The following is a 19054-nucleotide window of genomic DNA, read 5'->3' on the forward strand; positions in this document are numbered from 1 at the left end:
TTTGTCCGTACGGTACCGTATGGACATGGCGCGACAGCGAGCGAAGGACCCCGGCGGCAGCGGCACCCGGCAGCGGCTCACCGCGCGGGACTGGGCGGATGCCGCCCTGGCGGCCATCGGCGAGGGCGGGCTCGCGGCAGTGGCCGTGGAACCGCTGGCCGCCCGCCTGGGCGCCACCAAGGGCAGCTTCTACTGGCACTTCACCAACCGGGACGCGCTGATCGAAGCCGCCCTGGAGCGCTGGGTGGAGCTCCGCACCGAGGCCGTGATCACCGAAGTGGCGGCCGAACCCGACCCCGCGGAGCGGCTGCGCCGGCTCCTGCGGAACGGCACGGCCCGGTCCGTCGACGACCCGCTGGAGATGTCCCTGCTGGCCACCGCCGCACAGCCCCGGGTGGCCGCCGCGCTGGCCCGGGTCACCGAACGGCGCATCGGCTATATCGCCTCGCTCTTCACCGAACTGGGCTTCACGGAGGACGAGGCACGACACCGCGGACTGCTCGCCTACAGCGCCTACCTCGGCCACGCCCAGCTGGGGCACGCCGTACCGCAGAGCCTGCCGGCCGGCGCCGCGCGGGACCGCTATCTGGAAGGCGTCGTCCAGACCCTGCTGCGTCCGGCCTGAGGCCCGGCGAGATCCGGTGAGAACTGATGGCGGCTCAACTCGGCCGGGAGGAACCAAGTTGGCCGAATCCCGGATCCGCGACTCGCCGCGCCGGCTGCTGGGATTCCGTTCACGCCGGGAGACACTCTGCAAGGAATGGCCGAACTGCCGCCGGCCCGGTGGCAGCCGTGACGACAGATGAGCGAAAGGGGTCCGGAATGCGGATCACCATCGACACACATCTCTGTATCGGCGCCGGTCAGTGCGCTCTGACCGCACCTGGGGTGTTCACCCAGGACGACGACGGCTTCAGCGTCCTCATCCCCGGCCGGGAGGACGGCGCGGGCGACCCGATGGCGCACGAGGCCGCCCAGGCCTGCCCGGTGCAGGCCATCACGGTCGAGGACGACTGAGCGGTCACCCTGAACGTCCGCCGGTCCACTCCTACGACCCCTCCGAATCCTCCGACTCCTTCGACCCCTCCGAACCCTTCGACTCCTCTTGGGCAACGGGAAGTTCGAGGACCCCGGTGTTCTCGGAATCGCTGGTGACCGCCACCGGCTTCACCCCGCGATTGCCCGCATAGGCGTCATCGCTCGCGGCGATGACGAAACGCAGCCGGTGCCCCCGCTCGTAACGGTGCACGATGCCCGGCAGTTCCACGGTGAACCTGCGGGTCACATCGGGCACCCGGGCCGGGGCCACCAGCCGCTGCACCAGCGTCGCCTTACCGTCCGGCGCGACGTCGTAGAGCTTGGCGAAGAGCACCAGCTTCTCGGCCGCGTCCGGCGAGTTCTGCACCTCCTCGGTGCGCGGCGAGTCCACCTTGAGCGTCACCTCCGGCGCACCCACCACCTCCAGCGGCCGTCCGGACACCGGCGCCGATGTCCAGGCCAGAGCGGTGCCGGGGAGATCGTACGGCTGACGGTCCGGCAGGTTGAGCATGGAGGAGAGCGAACTCTCCGAGTGGCTGGTGGGGATCCGCAGGTTGCGGTACTCACGCGTGCCGCGCACCACGTCGCGGCGGTCGCCGACGAGCGCCCCGTCGCCGGAGAGGTAGAGCCGCCGGCTGGCCCGCGGGACGGCGGGGGCGGTGCCGTACGTCGGCCCGTCCGCCACCCAGTCGCGGTAGTACGCGAAGGCCGGACCGGTGTCGACCCCCTTCCGGTGGCGCAGATAGCGGTCGAACCAGGCGAGGATCCGCCGTCCGACGTAGCTGTCCTCCAGGTTCCCCTTGGCCAGGCTGAGTTCACCGGGTGCCGGGTGCTTCATCCCGCCACTGTGGCCCCACTGCTGCCAGATCATCTTGGCGGGGGTGCCCTGTTCGGTCAGGGCCCGGTAGGTGTCAGTGGCCTCGCTGAGGTTGAAGAGGCTGTCGTCCTGCCCCTGGACGAGCAGCGTCGGCGTGGTCACCGACCGGAGGTACGAGACCGGGGAGACGCTGCGCACATAGTCGAGCATCTCCCGGGTCGGCCCCGGCGGGTACCGCCCGGAGTCCAGCAGACGCTTGGTGTCACAGGCCCTCGCGACGAAGTGCAGGCAGCCCGCCTCACCGGCCCGCGACGGGTCCAGGTTCGGGTGCAGCAGGCCCTGCCCCTCGCCGAGCAGGAAGAAGCCACTGGTCCACTGCCACTTGTACGCACCGGGCACCCACCCGTCGGCGTCCACGCCGCGGCCGGCGTTGTTGGGGTCGAGGGAGTAGGAGAGGTCGTGCCAGGTGATGAGCGGGACCAGGGCGTCGACGCGGTGGTCGACGGAGGCGGTGGCGAGCTGGATCGCCCCGCCGTAGGAGCCGCCGATCATGCCCACCCGGGGATCGTCGCGGGAGTCCTTGGCCACGTAGTTGATCTTGGTTCCGTCGTCGGCCTTCCGGGTGCCGGCCAGCAGGTCGAGCAGCCGGCTCGCGGCCCGGCCGTCGACCCTGGGGTCGTCCAGGGAGATCGGACAGCCGGTCTTGCCGAAGCCGAGTCCGGAGTAGGCCAGCGCCACATAGCCGCGGGAGGCGAAGGCCTTGGCGATGATGTCGGTCGAGCCGTCCGCCTTGCTGCCGCCGAAGCCGTTGGTGGTGAGCACAGCGGGCGCCGGGTGCTTGGCGTCGACACCGGCCGGGCGGTAGACATCGGCGTCCATGGCGCAGGTGCGGTGGCCGACCCGGACGGTGACCTTCAGTGCCGTGACGCTGTAGGGGTCGGCGGTCGCGGCCGCGGGGGCGGGGGCGGTCAGGGCAAGGGGTGCGGCGAGAGCCGTACCGGCCAGCAGGGCGAGGGATGTGCGCAGCGCGGGGCGGGACACGGCACGGGGCACCAGGACCTCCACAGGACATGTCGTACCAACCGGTCGGTAACGGCGCGCCCATGTTGTGACATGAGTCACAGTCATGTCAATGCTCCCGGAGGCGCGTCGCTGTTAGGACGCCAGTTCCGTCCATTCCTCCGGATCCGCGACATACCGGCCCAGTGCGACATAGGCGGACCGGCGCGGCGATCAGGCGAGCGCGAGCACCGGTACGTCCCCGCGGTCGAACCCGAAGCTCTGTGCGTAGAGGGAGAGTTCGGCCTCCACAGCGCGGGTGATCGAGTCCGCGCGGCGGAAGCCGTGGGCCTCGCCCGGGAATGCCAGATAGGCGTGCGGGGTTCCGCGCCCGGCGACCGCGGCGAGGAGGCGTTCGGCCTGCGCGGGCGGGCAGATCACGTCGTCCAGGCCCTGGAGGAGCAGGAACGGGGCGGTGATCCGGTCCGCGCGGTGCAGCGGTGAGCGTGTGCGGTAGCGCTCGGGGACCTCGGCGAACGGGCCCACCAGCGACTCCAGGTAGCGCGACTCGAAGTCGTGGGTCTCGCCGGTGGCCCAGCCGGTCAGGTCCAGGACCGGGTAGCTGATGGTGCCGCAGGCGTAGAGGTCGGTGGAGGCCAGCGAGGCGGCGGTGGTCCAGCCGCCGGCGCTGCCGCCGCGGATCGCCAGCCGGGCGTGGTCGGCGGTGCCCTCGTCGGCGAGCGCCCGGGCGACAGCCGCGCAGTCCTCGACGTCCACCACGCCCCACTGGCCGCGCAGCCGCTCGCGGTAGGCGCGGCCGTAGCCCGTCGAGCCGCCGTAGTTGACCTCGGCGACGCCGATGCCCCGGGAGGTGAAGTAGGCGATCTCCAGGTCGAGCACGAGCGGGGCCCGGCTGGTGGGGCCGCCGTGCGCCCGGACGACGAAGGGCGGCAGTTCACCGTCGGGCGCGGTGTGGCCGGGGTTGTGCGGCGGGTAGATGTGGGCGTGCACCTCCCGCCCGTCGGGGCCGGTGAAGGTACGGCTCCGCGGACGTGGGTAGTACGCCGGGTCGACCGCGTCGGTGTGCCGGCAGGCGATCGGCCGGGCGCGTCCGGTGCAGGTGTCCAGTTCCACGATCTCGTACGAACGGTGCGGTCCGGCGGCGATGCCGATGACGCGGCCGCCATGGGCGGTGAGGGCGGGCGCCCACTCCGTCCAGGGGCCCGCGGTGTCGGCGAGGTCGCCGCTGACCGGGTCGAGGATGCCCAGCGTGGCGGCGCCGCGACCGTGGATCACCGCGAGGGTGCCGTTGTCCAGGGGCAGGAACCAGCGCTGTCCGACGGTCCACAGCGGACCGCCGAACTCCTCCTGCCGGGCCGGGCACAGCGCGTGGCCCGCCGCCGCTCCGCCGTCGGGGGCGGTGCGCCGCAGCTCCCACCAGCCGCCGCGGTCCGAGACGTACAGCAGCGTGCCGTCCGCGGCCCATTCGATCTGCGCGACGGACTCACCGGCCGCGCCGCCGTCCGGCCCCTCCGTCCCGAGCGCGCCGACGAGCGGCCGGATGTCCTCGAACCCGCCCTCGGCGGTGATCCGGGCGGTCATCACCAGCGTGCCGTCCCAGGGCATCCGCGGGTGGTCCCAGGCGATCCAGGCGGCCCGCCGTCCGTCCGGCGAGATCCGCGGACCGGTCACGAACCGGTGCCGGTCATCGCTCAACTCCCGTACCCGGTCCCGGTTTCCGGCGGCGGAGCCGTCGAGCGGTACGGCCGCGAGCACCCGCCGGACGTCCGTCGGCCGGTCACCGGTGAACTCCTCCAGGACGCACCACACCTCGCCGAGCTCCGGGCGCGGCACCGGGTCGGCCCAGCGCAGCCCGCCGCCGGTGCCGGAGAGCGGGGTGAGCGGGCGCGGGGCGGCCCCGCCGTCCGGCTCCCAGGCGTAGAGCCGCTGGTCGGTGTAGTCGCTGAAGACCACCAGCGGGCCGCGGTCGGTGACCGTGCCGGCCCACGGCTGCCCGCCGTACTCCAGCACCCGGCTGCGGACGTCCCAGGGGGCGGGGAGCGCCGTCTCCTCGGTGCCGTCCGGCCGTCGGCGGACCAGTGCCCGCCGGCCGCCCTCGGCGGGCCGTGGTGCGGTCCACCACACCTCGTCACCGACCATACCGACGTAGGCCGGCCGGCCGTCGTGCGCGGCGACCGTGCGGGCGTCCACCGGGGACGCCCAGGTGCCGTAGGGGGCGGTGGTCATCACGCCGCAGTCGGTCGCCATGCTGGAGTTCCTCTCGTCCGCCGGTCGGTCGGGAAGTCGGATGCCGGTCAGGCGGCGCGCAGGAAGTGGTCGAGCACCCGGACGCCGAAGTGCAGTCCCTCGACCGGTACGCGTTCGTCCACGCCGTGGAAGAGCGCCTGGTAGTCGAAGCCCTCGGGCAGCCTGAGCGGGGAGAAACCGTAACCGGTGATGCCCAGCCGGGAGAACTGCTTGGCGTCGGTGCCGCCGGACATGCAGTACGGCACGGTGTGGGCGTCCGGGTCGAAGCGCTCGATGGCGGCCCGCATCGCGGCGAACAGCGGGGCGTCGACCGGGGCCTGGAGGGCGACCGAGCCGTGGTGGTAGTCCCAGCTCACCTCGGGCCCGGTGAGCTCGTCCAGGGTGGCGCGGAACTCCGCCTCGCCACCGGGGACGACCCGGCCGTCCACATAGGCGAGGGCGGATCCCGGGATCACATTGACCTTGTAACCGGCCGTCAGCATGGTCGGGTTGGTGCTGTTGCGGACGGTGGGCGCGACCAGTTCGGCGGACGGGCCGAGCCGGTCCAGCAGCGCGTCGACGTCGAGGCCGGGCGCGTCGAGGTCGACCTCGACGGCGTGCAGCGCGGCGAGTTCACCGAGCGCGGCCCGTACGGCGGGGGTGAGCCTGACCGGCCACTCGTACGCGCCGATCCGGGCCACCGCGGCGGCGATCCGGCTGACCGCGTTGTCGCGGTTGACCTTCGAGCCGTGGCCCGCGCGGCCGGTGGCGGTCAGCTTCAGCCAGGCCGTGCCGCGCTCCCCGGCCGCGACCGGGTACAGCCGCAGCCCGTCGCCGGCGTGGAAGGTGAACGCCCCGGACTCGCCGATGCCTTCGGTGCAGCCCTCGAAGAGGTCCGGGTGCCGGCCGGCCAGGAAGCCCGCACCGTCGTCGGCGCCGGCCTCCTCGTCGGCGGTGAAGGCCAGTACGATGTCCCGCCGCGGCCGCACACCGGCGCGCGCCCAGCGCCGCACCACGGCGAGCATCATCGCGTCCGTGTTCTTCATGTCGACCGCGCCCCGGCCCCAGACCACACCGTCGCGGACCTCTCCGGAGAACGGGTGCACGCTCCACTCGTCGGGCTCGGCGGGCACCACGTCCAGATGGCCGTGGACCAGCAGGGCATCGGCGTCCGGGTCGGTGCCCTCGATACGGGCCACCACGTTCGTCCGGCCCTTGGTGCGCTCCAGCAGTGTCGGCGCGATCCCGGCGCCGGCCAGCCGCTCGGCGACGTACTCGGCGGCCGGACGCTCCCGGCAGCGGCCGTCTCCGGCGTTGCTGGTGTCGATCCGGATCAGCTCGGAGGTGAACCGCACGACCTCGTCCAGCGCCCGCCGGTCCACCTCAGCACCGCTTCCGGTTGCGGTTGCGGTTGCGGGGTCAGCGGCCGTTCCGACCTCAGCCATACTCTTCCTCCAGGGCCGACGACACGACGGTGGTGACCGTCTTGAAGCACCGGATGGCTTCGTACATGTTCTGACTGGTATACGCGACGCGGCGTTCCCCACTGTGCTCCACGCCGGGCACACATGTCGCGGCACCCACCGGATGCGCCGCGTCGAACTCCAACTCGAAACGGACCGGACCGCGCCGGACCGGCTCATGAGGCACCGCGAGCGCCGCTCCCTTGCGGGCCGCGGCCCGGATGTCGGCGGCCGTACGGGCCGGGGGCCGGCACACCGCCGCATAGCGCGACACATACTCCTTGACCGCCACACCGGGCGCCTGCGGGGCGTAGGTGAGCGCGTCCTGGCAGGTGCGGTCGTCGCCGGTGACCAGCACGACCGGGACGCCGTACTCGGCGACCACGAGGGAGTTCAGATAGCCCTCACTGGCGCGGGTGCCGTCGACCCAGACGCCGGTGAGGGTGTTGGCGAGGTAGGTGTGCGCGAGGACGCCTTCGGTGCCGGCGCCCGTGTGGTAGCCGACGAAGGCGATGCCGTCGACATCGCCGTACTGGACGCCCTCGACCATGCTCAGCGCCTTGTGCTTGCCGGTGAGCATCTGCGCCCGCTCGTCGAGCTGTTCCAGCAGCAGGTTGCGCATCGACCAGTGCGCCTCGTTGACCAGCACCTCGTCGGCCCCGCCGTCGAAGAAGCCGGCGATCGCGGCGTTCACGTCGGACGTGAACATATGGCGGCACCGCTCCCACTGGGGCGTGCCGGGCAGCACATCGGCGGGCCAGGTCACGCCGGTGGCGCCCTCCATGTCGGCGGAGATAAGGATCTTCACAGTCACCAGTCCTATCGCAGCGAGGAGGCGGTACGCACGGCTCCTGTCATGATTCCTGTCATCGGTTCTTCACCACATTGTCGGGACGCCGAAGAGATCCCCAACCCTTTGGAGGGCCTTCGGGGTGACGCCCCGCCAGCACCCTCCAGGACCACCGCGCCGGGCGCAACACCGCCACGGACGCGGCATTCCGGACCTGCGGATGCTCGTGTCGCGCCGTAACCCACACAGTTTCTGTCGCAAATCGGAACGTCATGCGTCAGAATTCCGACGGGGTTTTGACGGAGATCTGTCAGGTGCCGACGGCACGTGCCGGGTGCGGTACAACGGCCCGGACCGCCTCCCACAGGACGAGACAGAGGCAGAACGATGAGCGAAGTACTCAACGGCGTCCGGTTACCGCGGCCCGGCCACCTGCCGGCCGAGGACACCGGGGACCAGCTGGCAGTCCTCACCGAACTGGTCGCGCAATCACTTTGCGAGCGCAATCCACGCTTCCGGGAACTCCTCCAGCACGGCGCCCGCACGCAGGTCATCCGGCTGATCGAGGAGGCCCTGCGCACCGCCCGCCCGCTGCCCGAGACGGTGCGCGCGGTCATGCTGCGCACCGACACCGACCTCCACCTGGTGGCCGCCGCCCTCGGCGACTGCCTCGTCAGCGCGCCCGGCGAAGCACCCGGGCTGCTGATCCCCGGCCCGCTCGCCGACGACCGGAGCGGACGGGCCCGCCTGAAGGGCGTCCTGCGCCATCGCGCCGCCGCGGTCGGCCACGCGGTTCCGGCGCACGAGGCGGCCGCCTCGGTACGCGCCGCCTCCCGGCTGCTCGACCTGGCCGCACGGCACGACGGCCCGGACGCCGGGGTGGCCTTCGTCGACGACCACCTCTCGGCGCTCCTGCTCCTCCAGGACGAGTCACTGGCCCGCATCCTCATCACCCGCCGCCTCCGGCCGCTGGCCGGCCTCACCCCGGAGCGGTGCGAGCGCCTGGAGGCCACCCTGCTGGCCTGGCTGGGCGGGATGGGCGCCCCGGAGGTGGCCAGGGCGCTCAGCATCCATCCGCAGACGGTGCGCTACCGGATGCGCCAGCTGGAGAAGCTCTTCGGCTCCCGGCTCCGCGATCCCCGCGCCCGCTTCGAGATCGAGATGGCACTGCGCAGCCGCCGCCTGCTGGCCGGCGCCCACCGCCGCGCGTCCGCCGCCCGTCGCCCCCGGATCGCCACCCGGCCCCGCCACCCCCTGCCGCAGCCGTAGGCGACGACAGGGCCTAGGGCGCTTCCGACGGATCTGCGCGGCGTCGCGGCGCCGGGGCGTCCACGGCGGTACGACTATGCCTGCCCCCGGGTGACCGCCGCCCCGGCCCGCGCCCCGGCCTCCGCCGCGGGCGGCGGAACCGGCGGTATCAACACCGCATGATCGAGACCGACCTCCGAGGTGTCCCCGCCACAGCACTGTGGACCCTCCACCTCAGGGCCGCCGAGGCCGCCCGGCCCGACACGGTCCTGCCCGATCCCCGGGCGGTCCAGCTGGTGACGGAGGTGGACTTCGCCTTCGAGGAGTGCCTGGGCGCCGCCCGGCCCTGGATGGCCCAGTCGATCGCGCTGCGCTCCCGCTGCTTCGACGGTGTGGTGCGCGCGTTCCTCGACACTCACCCGGACGGCACCGTCGTCGCTCTCGGCGAAGGCCTGGAGACCCAGTTCTGGCGGGTGGACAACGGCCGGGCGCGGTGGGTGACCGTGGACCTCGCCGCCCCGCTGGAGCTGCGCCGGCGGGTGCTGCCGCACGGTGAGCGGCAGCGGCTCATCGCCTGTGACGCCCGCGACCTCCGGTGGATGACGGGCATCGACGCCTCGCGCGGGGTCCTGGTCACCGCCCAGGGCCTGCTGATGTACCTGGAGTTCGCCCAGGTGACCGCGCTGATCGCGGCCTGTGCCGGGGCGTTCCCCCGCGGTGCGCTGGTGTTCGACACCGTGTCGCGGCGGATGAGCGCCCGTACCCGCACCCATGGCAAGGGCCCGGGTGGCCAGCCCCTGCCGCCGATGCCCTGGGGCATGGACGCCGCCGACCGGGAGCGGCTGCGCACCGTCCACCCCGCCATCACCGGCGTCAGCGATGTCCCGCTCCCCGCCGGGCGCGGTCTCCTGGGGTATCTCGCTCCGCGCGCCGCCTCGGTGCCCGTGCTCCGCGGCGACCGCCCGCTCGTCACCCGGCTGCGGTTCGGTCACCGGTGTGAGGCGCACGCACTCCCCGCCGAGCCCCCCGCTCACGTCACGGTCCCGCCACCACCCAGTTCGTCGGCAGCTCGATCCGCCTGCCGTCGTCGTCGAACTCCGTGGTGAAGAGCGGAAGCCGGCCCGAAGCGAGGGTCCGGAGGCCGTGCTCCTCCAGCAGCCGGGGGACGTCCGTATCGGCCATCTCCCCGGGAGAGATGCCGTGCGCGAGGACCGCCCGCAGCTTCCCGGGCAGGCCCGTGGGGCGCCGCGCCAGCGACGTCAGGATGTCCTTGGACGCCTCGGCCGGTTCGACGGCGAAGATCCGGCCACGGGTACCGAGCAGCACCGCGGCATGGGCCACGATCCGGGCGCGGTCCTCGGGGGTGCACTGGTGCAGTACCCCGCGGAGATAGATGTTGACGTCGCCGAGTTCACCGTGCAGCGCGTCGATCGCCGCCTTGTCCACGGCGTCCAGGGAGCGGAACGCGGCCGGGGAGTCCGGACCGTCGGCCCGGGCGAGGCCGATCGCCGCCGGGGAGAGGTCGACCCCCAGGGTGCGCCCGTAGTGACCCGCCAGGTAGTGGGTCTGGGTGCCGTTGCCGCAGCCCAGGTCGAGGAGCGGCAGCCCGGCGTCGAAGTGCGGCCGGAAGCAGGGCAGATGGAGCGCGGCGGTCAGCGACGGGTCGGAGTCCCAGAAGGTCTCGCCCACGCCGGCCGGCACCTCGCGCCAGAAGGCTTCCCATGCCTGCGGAGTGTGGCTCGAAGCGGTCATCCCCCCTTGCTATGCGCGCGGCTGATCACCGCGCAAGGGGGCGCACACCACTTCCACCCGGCGTTCGAGTGCCGCATCCGCGCGCGGGCCGCACCCCGGGCGTACACCGCCCCGCGCCTGAGCCGTTCACCGCCGGGTACGCGCGGCCCGCGGATCCCCCTAGGCCCTGTCGTCAAACTCCCGTCGTTCGCCCGAAGGGCGGGCCCCGCGGCGTCTGGTGCACTCCGCTCTCTCCGCTCGCTCCGTCTCGGCTCCTTGATTCGTCCTTCGGAAGCCGAGCGCGATCACAAGGCGGAGGGTCGCCCCGATACTGGGCGTATCGGGGCGAGCCCGACAACGCAGATGGGGGTCCCCCCGCGCCGTTCAGGCGTGGGGGAGTACGTGCCAGGCGTCGCGGGGCAGGCGGGAGTTTGACGACAGGGCCTAGCCCCTCGGCAGTGACTGTTCGAACCAGACCGCTTTACCGGCGGACGTACGGCTGGTCCCCCACTCCCGGGCCAGCCGGCTCACCACCCGCAGGCCCCGGCCGGCCTCGTCCTCGGCGCCGGCGTTCAGCAGCTGCGGCAGGGCGTGGTCATCGTCCCAGACCTCGCACAGCAGGGCGTCGGTGCGCACCAGCCGCAGCACCACATGCTCGGTGTGCGCATGCCGTACGGCATTGGTGACGACCTCGCTGACCAGCAGCTGGGCCGTTTCGACGGCCGGGTCGAGGCCCCAGTCGGCGAGCTGCCGGCCCACCAGGGCCCGGGCCCGCCCGACCTCGCGGGCGTCGATGGCCAGCCGCCATTCGGCGACCGCGTCCAGCGGGATGCCGTTGAGCCGCACCATCAGGAGCGCCACATCGTCCTTGCGGTCGTCGGTGACGTTCAGCGCGCGGATGATGGCGTCGCAGGCGTCGTCCATGGACGCGGCGGGGTGCGCGGCGGACTCGGCGAGGGCGGCCAGGCCCACCCCGATGTCCTCGCCGCGCACCTCCACCAGGCCGTCCGTGCACAGCACGAGGCGGTCACCGGGCCCGACCGGCACCGTCACGGCCTCGAAGGGCACCCCGCCGACGCCGATGGGCGCGCCGGTCGGCAGCTCCAGCAGCCGGCTGCGGCCGTCCACCGCGCGTACCAGGACGGGCGGGACATGCCCGGCGTTGGCCAGCGTCAGCTGCTGTCCGATGGGGTCGTAGACCGCGTAGAGGCAGGTGGCGAGGTAGCTGTCGCCGAGCCGTTGGGCGAGGTCGTCCAGGCTGCGCAGCAGCTGCGCGGGCGGCAGGTCGAGGGCCGCCATGGTCTGCACGGCGGTTCTCAACTGGCCCATCATCGCGGCCGAGTTGAGGCCGTGGCCCATGACATCGCCGACGACCAGCGCGGTCCGCGAGCCGGGCAGTTTGATGGTGTCGAACCAGTCGCCGCCGACCCGGCCGAGGCGGGTGCCGGGCAGATAGCGGGTGGCGGTGTCACAGCCGGCCATCCGCGGCGCGATCCGCGGCAGCATGCTGTCCTGGAGCGTCTCGGCGACGTTCTCCTGGAAGGTGTACATCCGCGCGTTGTCGAGGACCAGCCCGGCGCGGGCGGCCAGTTCGGCACCGGTCACCCGGTCCATGTCGTTGAACTCGGTCCGCTCAGGATGCCGCAGCAGGATCATGAAACCGAGGACGACGTGGCGCGCCTTGAGCGGGACGATCAGCATCGAGCGGCCGTTGATCAGCGGGCTGATGTCCCGCTTCTCGAACTGCGCCGCGATGGCGTTGCCCATCTCCTCGGTGATCCGCGGCACGAGGACCGGCTGCCCGGTGGTCATGCACTGGAAGAACGGCGTATGGACGGGGAACGGCATGGCCTCGCCGACCGGGATGACGTCGTCCCAGCGCCCGGGCTCGTCGTTGTGCTCGACCGCGACCCGGTGCCACATGGTGGTGGCGTCCGGCGGCCCGTCGGGGAAACCCTCGCCCGCCATGACCTGTTCGCGCAGGTACGTCCCGGCGACGTCGGTGAAGCGCGGGACGACGGCCTCGCTGACCTCCTGGATCGTCCGGGCCAGGTCGAGCGAGGAGCCGATCCGCCCGCTGACCTCGTTGAGGAACTCCAACCGCTCGCGGACCGCGGCGTATTCGAGATCGGAGGCCAGCTCGGCGGCGGCCGCAGCGGCGGCCTGGGGGTCGTCCGCCGCCGCGCTCGCCGCGCGCAGCAGCCGGGTACGCCGCTCGACCCGGCGCGGTACGCCCCAGTCCGGGGTGACCGGGAAGCGCTCCTGCCGGCTGATCTCCAGCACCGGATAGCCCAGCTCCAGAACCTGGGAGACGATCTGGGCGCTCTCCTGGGGGCTCATGCTCGGGAGGATCTCCGGCAGCCGGCGGGCCAGCTCCTCGGCGCCGGGGAAGTCGGTGTGCAGCGCGAAGCCCGGCATGAACCGCTCGTGCCCGCCCCGTTCCCGTCCCCGCTCGCCGTCCAGACTCCCGGCGTCCGCGGCGAGGACGAGGATCCGCCCGGCGCCCGGTCCGACCAGGGGGTACGCCCACCACAGCAGGTCCAGTGGGCCGGTCGCGCCGAGGGCCATCCGCGCCCTGCCCGCTGACGGATAGGGCATCCGGCCGCCCAACGAGGCCGCCAGGCCGGGCCCTTCGTACGTGCCTTCATCCTCGGCTTCGTACACGCCTTCGTACGCGCCTTCGTGCGCGCCTTCGTAAGCGTCGAGGCTGTCCGGGCCACCGCCCTGCGACGGGCCGGCCGGCGTGCCGCCCGCGGGACCGGACCACTCCTCCCCGCTGAGCGCACCGGTGACCGGCATCAGATCGACGGCGGGGGCGCCGATCGCCTCCTCGCGGGCGGGCCCGAAGAGCCTGCGGGCGCCGCTGCTCCAGTGGGAGATCCGTCCTTCCGCGTCCACCACCGCGACGGCGAGCGGTATCCGTCCGGGCGCCGCGTCCCGGGACGCGGTCCCCGGAGGCGCCGCGTCGGACCTGCCGGCGCCGTGGGACGGGTCACGCTCCATGGGCGGTTGCTCCTCCGTACGCCGATCTTGCACCAGCGCTACCACGGTACGGCCGCGCGGTGGTGCGGCGGGCGGCATTCCGCGAATAGGCCGAATGGGTGGTGCGCCCGCGCATCGGCTGCGGCCGCCGCAGCGTCCGGGGGCGCGCGGGGGAGGTCCTCAAGTGCGTTGCCCCGAGCGCCTATTGGGCTCCCCTCAGGGCGTTCCGCGCACAAGCGGTCCGGTGGGCCGCGGACTTCGGCCCACCGGAAACCACCCGAATCGGTGAGTGTGACGGCACACTCTCAGAGTGGCGGCTGTGGCGGATGCCGCCTACTTCTCCATCTCCTTGGCGAGGTTGGCGAGGATGGTGTCGTAGATCCGGCCGAGCCCCTTGGGTGCGAAGGTCCGCTCGAAGAAGCCGCCGATACCGCCCGCACCGTTCCAGGTGGTCGTGACGTCCACGTTGGCCCGGCCCTCACCGGCCGGAGTGACGACCCACGTGGTCACCATCGACGAGTTGCGGTCCTTCTCCACGAGCTGGCCGTCGGTCGGCTCGTCGACCTCCAGCAGGCAGTCGCGCACCCGCTTGCTGGTGGCCTGGAGCTTCCAGTGGACGAGGGTGCCCTTGCCGTCGCCGCCCTCGCGGACCTCGTACTCGCTGAAGTGCTCGGGCAGCAGCTTCCCGCGCATGCCGGAGTAGTCGGCGAGCGCGTCGAACACGTCCTCCGGGTCCGCCGCGATCTCGCGCTGCGTGGTGGCCTCGACCTGCCCCATGTGTGTCTTCCTCCAGTAGTCGGCTGCCGGTCCTGCGATGCGCCGCCAAGCCAACCACCAGTCGGCGGCACGCCCAAATTCCGGGGCGGCGACCGGAGAGGGCCGGTGGGTCCGGTGGGTTCAGACCGGAGGCAGGTCCCTGCTGGGGATCATGGGAACCCCGGCCTGCTGACGTCCCTGGCACGGCGGATCGGCCCGGCAGAAGAAGCCGCGCGCCGCGCACGCTCCGCAGCCGTGTTCGGAAAGGGCGGTACCGGCCCGGCCGTTCCGGTCCACACAGAGCACCTCACCGGCCACCCGGCCGTCCCCGTGGCATCCTCCGCACTGAAGGTGCGGACCGGCACAGGGGCTCAACGGTGCGCCCGGGGAATCCGGGTGCGCCTGCCGCCTCCGCACACCCTGCACTGCGTCGCCATGCGCTCTCCTGCCCTGGTGGTCTGCCTGCTCTGCACTGGTTCTCCGCCTGATCGGCGTGGTTCCGCTCCGCGATCCTGGCCGCTCCCACCCGCCGCCGTCGCCCGCTCTTCGCCACTATCCCTCGTGCGAGTGACACCGCGTCCCGGTGTTGCCGCGCGGTGCACGGATGCGCCGGTGTTGCCGCACCGTGGACGAACGCGGGAGACGGCTAGGGCCCTTCTGACGGATCTCCGTGGGAAGGGCCCTAGGCCTCGTCCCCTCCGGTCCGGGCGCCGCTCCCCTTCGGCTCGGGCTCCTGCGGCTCGGACTCCTGTGGCTCGGACTCCCGCGCCTTGGCCCCGTCCCGCCCGGGCACGTCGTGGACCCCGAGCCGGGCCAGCGAGGCCGCCGCCGCGGCGGCCAGGCGGGGGTGGGCGACGGCTGCGGTGAGTGCCGGAACGGCGCGCCGGTCGCCGAGTGCGCCCAGGCCCTCGACGCAGGCGAGCGCCACCCGCCAGTAGGGGTTGTGCGGGGTCAGCAGCCGCTCCAGGGTGGCGATCAGCGCCGGTACGGACTGCGGGGCGCGGAGTTCGGCCAGTAACCGCACGGGGTGCAGGGCGTAGGCGGTGCGCAGCGGGTTGGTGGCGAGCGCGGCCGCGGCGCGGGCGGTGCGCGGGTCGCCGAGACGGCTGAGGGCGTGCGCCGCGGTGGCGCAGCGCACCGGGTCGCGGTAGTTCAGCAGCAGGACGAGCGTCTCGAAGGCGCGCTTGTCGCCGGTGCAGCCGAGGATGAACGCGGCGATCTCCCGGGCCCACAGAGGGCGTTCGACGGCAACCAGCATCTGGGCCAGTTCCTCCCGCCCGGCGGGGGTGTTCTTGCGGGCCAGCCCCAGCAACCGCTCGTAGGCGACCAGATCCTGTGGGGAGCGGAGCTCGGCCCGCACCCGGTCCGTCAACTCGTGGAATGCGTCTTCCATTTGCCGCTTCCCTCCCGCCGGGCCGCCCCGGTCCCTGCGACGTGGCCTGCACCACAGCCTAATGACCCGGAATACCCCTGGCGCTTCGGTTACCCACCGGTTAACCTTCTGGGCGAGCAGCACCCCTGCTCGGGCGGCCTGGTGACGCAGCCGCCAGTTTTTCGGTGAAGTCGGTTCGGCACCGCACAGCACGACACCAGTACGGAGAAACGGCCCGGCCCCGGGACAGGGCCGCCGCGACTCCCGCACCGCCGGCGCCTCCAGTGGCGCTGCGGCTCCCCGCGGCCCACCGCCGCATCTCCAGCCGCTGCGCCTTCACTGCGCCTCGCGCCGGCGCATACCCCTCAGTCGTCACGTCTCCCCTGCCCTCGGGGGAACACCCTCAGGAGTCTCGCGATGGACCCTCAGTCCACCCCTGATCTCTCCACCGTCTCCGCTGAAGCCTCCGCCTCCGCCGAAGCCTCCGCGCTGCCCCTTTCCACCGTGGCGGTCGTCGGTCTCGGCACGATGGGCACCGGTATCGCCGAAGTACTGGCCCGGGCCGGCCGGGAGGTCATCGGTATCGACATCGACGAGGCCGCGACCCGCAAGGCCGTGGCCGCCCTCGAAGCCGCCACCGCCCGCGCGGTGCGGCGCGAGCGGCTCACCGAGCGCGAACGCCGGGACGTCCTGGCCCGTTTCCGTACCTTCACCGATCTGCGGGCCGCCGCGGACGCCGACCTGGTGATCGAGGTGGTGCCCGAGGACTACGCGCTCAAGCGGCAGGTCTTCGACGGGCTGGACGCGGTGGTGCGTCCGGACACCCTCCTCGCCACCGGCACCAACGCGCTGTCCGTGACCCGTCTGGCCGCCGAGTCGCAGCGCCCCGAGCGGGTCCTGGGGCTGCACTTCTTCAACCCGGCGCCGGCCATGAAGCTGGTCGAGGTGGTCTCCTCGGTGCTCACGGCGCCGACCGCGGTCGCGGCCGTCACCCAACTCGCCCGCGATCTGGGCAAGGACCCGATCGGGCTCGGCGACCGGCCCGGATTCGTCGCCGACGGCCTGCTGTTCGGCTATCTGAACCAGGCCGCGGCCATGTACGAGTCCCGGTACGCGACCCGTGAGGACATCGACGCCGCCATGCGGCTCGGCTGCGGTCTGCCGATGGGCCCGCTGGCGCTGCTCGACCTGATCGGCGTGGACACCGCCCGTACGGTCCTGGAGGCGATGTACGCCGAGTCCCACGACCGGCTGCACGCCCCCGCGCCGGTCCTGGGCCAGCTGGCCGAGGCGGGGCTGACCGGCCGCAAGGCGGGCCGCGGCTTCTACACGTACGACGCGCCCGGCAGCGCCACGGTGGTTCCGGACGCGGAGAGCCCGGCGGCCGCCGGTGCCCCCGTCGCCGGCCGTACGGTCACCGCGGTCGGCGTCGCCGGCTCCGGGACGATGGCGAGCGGTATCGCGGAGGTCTTCGCCAAGGCGGGCCACCGGGTCGTGCTGGCCGCCCGCAGCCTGGAGAAGGCGGAGCGGGCGAAGGCCCGGATCGGCAGGTCGATGGCGCGCTCGGTGGCGAAGGGCCGGCTGACCGCCGAGGTCCGGGACGCCGCGCTGGCGTCGATCACCCCGGCCGGGTCCCTGGACGCGTTCGCGGACGTGGACCTGGCCGTCGAGGCGGTGGCCGAGGACCTGGCCGTCAAGCAGGAGCTGTTCCGGGCGCTGGACGCGGTCTGCAAGCCGGGCGCAGTGCTGGCCACCACGACCTCCTCGCTGCCCGTGATCGCCTGCGCCCGCGTCACCTCGCGTCCGCAGGACGTCATCGGGATGCACTTCTTCAACCCGGCTCCCGCCATGAAGCTGGTGGAGGTCGTCCGTACGGTCCTGACGGCCGACGAGGTGCACACCACGGTGCGTGCGGTTTGCGCCAAGATCCGCAAGCACCCGGTGGACTGCGGCGACCGGGCCGGCTTCATCGTGAACGCGCTGCTGTTCCCGTACCTGAACAACGCGATCAAGATGGTCGAGCAGCACTACGCGTCCCCGGACGACATCGACGCCGCGATGAAGCTCGGCGGCGGCTATCCGATGGGCCCGTTCGAACTCCTCGACGTGGTCGGCCTGGACGTGTCGCTGGCCATCGAGAAGGTGCTGCACGCCGAGTTCCGCGACCCGGGACTCGCCCCCTCACCGCTGCTGGAGCACCTCGTCGCGGCGGGCTGCCTCGGCCGCAAGACCGGCCGCGGCTTCCGTGAGTACGCCCGGCGCTGACGCGTCGCGGCGCCCGCGCCCGGGCGGGGGCGGCTGGGGTGGACTGCTGGAACCGGACGGCGGTCCACCCCGGCCGACGAGGGCCGAAACGGCACCTCATGCCGCAGGTCGGGGGATTATGCAGTACCGTCCCCACATGTCCCAGCCCGCTCGTACGCAGCCTTCCGACGCCCCCGACACCGCCACTCCCGGCGCTCGCCGCGCGGCCGCACAGCGGCTGAAAATGCGCCGTGAACTGTCGGCGGCGGCCATGGAGCTGTTCGCGACCAAGGGCTACGAGGCGACGACGGTCGACGAGATCGCGGCCGCCGCGGGCGTCGCCCGGCGCACCTTCTTCCGCCACTTCCGCTCCAAGGAAGAGGCGATCTTCCCCGACCACGACGACACCCTGGTCCGCGCGGAGGCCGTCCTGGACGCCGCCCCGCCGCATGAGAACCCCCTCGACACGGTCTGCCGCGGCATCAAGGAGGTCATGCGGATGTACGCGGCCTCCCCCGCCGTATCGGTGGCCCGCTACCGCCTGACCCGTGAGGTACCCACGCTCCGCGAGGCCGAGATCGCCTCGGTGGCCCGCTACGAGCGGCTGTTCACCCGCTACCTCCTGGGCCATTTCGACGAGGGCGCGCACCGCGAGGGCGATGACGACCCGCTGCTCGCCGAGGTCGCCGCGTCCGCCGTGGTCACCGCGCACAACCATGTCCTGCGCCGCTGGCTGCGGGCCGGCGCACAGGGCGATGTGGAGACCCAGCTGGACCACGCCTTCGAGATCGTCCGCGAGACCTTCGGCGCCGGTATCGGCGCGGGGCGCGCCCTCACCGGGGAGCAGCCCCCGGCGGCCGTCTCACGGGAGGGCGAGGTGCTGGTCGCGGTGGCCCGTACGGACGCGCCGCTGGACGAGGTCATGCGCACGATCCGCAAGGCGATCAAGGAACGGCGGTAGCGGCACCCGACGCGCCCGGGGCCCGGGGACGGACATGATCGCGCCCCGCGGCCGGGAGCGCGACCGGGCCATGGCCCCATCACCCGAATGGCCCAATCCCGCCGGTACGCGCGCTGCGTACCGGCGGGATTTCTTTGTGTGATCCGCACGCCTCCGAACAGGGGATCCGGCGCTCATACGTGTCGACCGGGTGACATCTGAGAGAAATTGTTGGCACTCAGTGTCTTGTGGACTGGCACGCGGTGTCATACCTTGAGGGCGTCCGGGCGGCCGGCGCGCAGAGACCCAGCGCGCGCCGGCTGTCCCACCAGTCCTGTACGACTGTCCGCCCGGACGCCTGCGTCACAGGCACCGCGCGCACGCCGCGCCCCGCACGCCTCGGTCATCCACACCGACGAGGCGAGGC

General features: G+C 72.8%; 14 protein-coding genes. 6 read left to right on the top strand and 8 right to left on the bottom strand.

Annotation, left to right across the window (positions count from 1 at the left end):
* Positions 1-19 precede the first annotated feature (19 nt).
* Both ACFY12_RS19065 and ACFY12_RS19070 read left to right on the top strand, forming a co-directional pair.
* Positions 20-625, top strand: a complete 606-nt coding sequence (locus ACFY12_RS19065) for a TetR/AcrR family transcriptional regulator (protein ID WP_390716970.1) — start codon at positions 20-22, stop codon at positions 623-625.
* A gap of 197 nt (positions 626-822) precedes the next feature.
* On the top strand, positions 823-1017 hold the full coding sequence (locus tag ACFY12_RS19070) for a ferredoxin (protein WP_390716971.1): 195 nt from the start codon (positions 823-825) through the stop codon (positions 1015-1017).
* 31 nt (positions 1018-1048) lie between these two features.
* Here the strand turns inward: ACFY12_RS19070 and ACFY12_RS19075 are convergent, their stop codons facing one another.
* The 4 genes from ACFY12_RS19075 to ACFY12_RS19090 form a co-directional block, all read right to left on the bottom strand.
* A complete protein-coding gene (locus tag ACFY12_RS19075) occupies positions 1049-2908 on the bottom strand; it encodes a CocE/NonD family hydrolase (protein ID WP_390716972.1) in 1860 nt (619 codons plus the stop codon).
* Between the two features lie 180 nt (positions 2909-3088).
* Positions 3089-5122, bottom strand: a complete 2034-nt coding sequence (locus ACFY12_RS19080; protein WP_390716973.1) for a prolyl oligopeptidase family serine peptidase — start codon at positions 5120-5122, stop codon at positions 3089-3091.
* 47 nt (positions 5123-5169) lie between these two features.
* Positions 5170-6546, bottom strand: coding sequence for a M20/M25/M40 family metallo-hydrolase (locus tag ACFY12_RS19085; protein ID WP_390716974.1), 1377 nt, complete (start codon positions 6544-6546; stop codon positions 5170-5172).
* Positions 6539-7372, bottom strand: coding sequence for a M55 family metallopeptidase (locus tag ACFY12_RS19090; RefSeq protein WP_390717318.1), 834 nt, complete (start codon positions 7370-7372; stop codon positions 6539-6541). Before ACFY12_RS19090 ends, ACFY12_RS19085 begins: the two co-directional genes overlap by 8 nt.
* Positions 7373-7741: 369 nt before the next feature.
* Here ACFY12_RS19090 and ACFY12_RS19095 point away from each other — a divergent pair, with 369 nt between their 5' ends.
* Positions 7742-8623, top strand: coding sequence for a helix-turn-helix domain-containing protein (locus ACFY12_RS19095; RefSeq protein WP_390716975.1), 882 nt, complete (start codon positions 7742-7744; stop codon positions 8621-8623).
* 158 nt (positions 8624-8781) lie between these two features.
* A complete protein-coding gene (locus tag ACFY12_RS19100) occupies positions 8782-9708 on the top strand; it encodes a class I SAM-dependent methyltransferase (RefSeq protein ID WP_390716976.1) in 927 nt (308 codons plus the stop codon).
* Here ACFY12_RS19100 and ACFY12_RS19105 read toward each other — a convergent pair.
* The 4 genes from ACFY12_RS19105 to ACFY12_RS19120 form a co-directional block, all read right to left on the bottom strand.
* Complete coding sequence (locus ACFY12_RS19105; RefSeq protein ID WP_390716977.1) at positions 9638-10354, bottom strand: class I SAM-dependent methyltransferase; 717 nt, start codon at positions 10352-10354, stop codon at positions 9638-9640. The two genes, ACFY12_RS19100 and ACFY12_RS19105, sit on opposite strands and share 71 nt — an antisense overlap.
* Positions 10355-10777: 423 nt before the next feature.
* On the bottom strand, positions 10778-13336 hold the full coding sequence (locus tag ACFY12_RS19110; protein WP_390716978.1) for a SpoIIE family protein phosphatase: 2559 nt from the start codon (positions 13334-13336) through the stop codon (positions 10778-10780).
* A gap of 312 nt (positions 13337-13648) precedes the next feature.
* Positions 13649-14092, bottom strand: a complete 444-nt coding sequence (locus ACFY12_RS19115; protein WP_390716979.1) for an SRPBCC family protein — start codon at positions 14090-14092, stop codon at positions 13649-13651.
* Positions 14093-14753: 661 nt separating this feature from the next.
* Positions 14754-15464, bottom strand: a complete 711-nt coding sequence (locus tag ACFY12_RS19120; protein WP_390716980.1) for a HEAT repeat domain-containing protein — start codon at positions 15462-15464, stop codon at positions 14754-14756.
* 396 nt (positions 15465-15860) lie between these two features.
* Here ACFY12_RS19120 and ACFY12_RS19125 point away from each other — a divergent pair, with 396 nt between their 5' ends.
* The gene (locus ACFY12_RS19125; RefSeq protein WP_390716981.1) at positions 15861-17708 is read left to right on the top strand and encodes a 3-hydroxyacyl-CoA dehydrogenase family protein; all 1848 of its coding nucleotides are present in this window, start codon (positions 15861-15863) and stop codon (positions 17706-17708) included.
* Positions 17709-17844: 136 nt separating this feature from the next.
* Entirely contained in the window at positions 17845-18648 is an 804-nt protein-coding gene (locus ACFY12_RS19130; RefSeq protein ID WP_390716982.1) for a TetR family transcriptional regulator, read from the top strand.
* Positions 18649-19054: the final 406 nt, after the last annotated feature.

Origin of the sequence: Streptomyces sp. NPDC001339 (assembly GCF_042895955.1) — a bacterium.
Classification (GTDB): Bacteria; Actinomycetota; Actinomycetes; order Streptomycetales; family Streptomycetaceae; genus Streptomyces.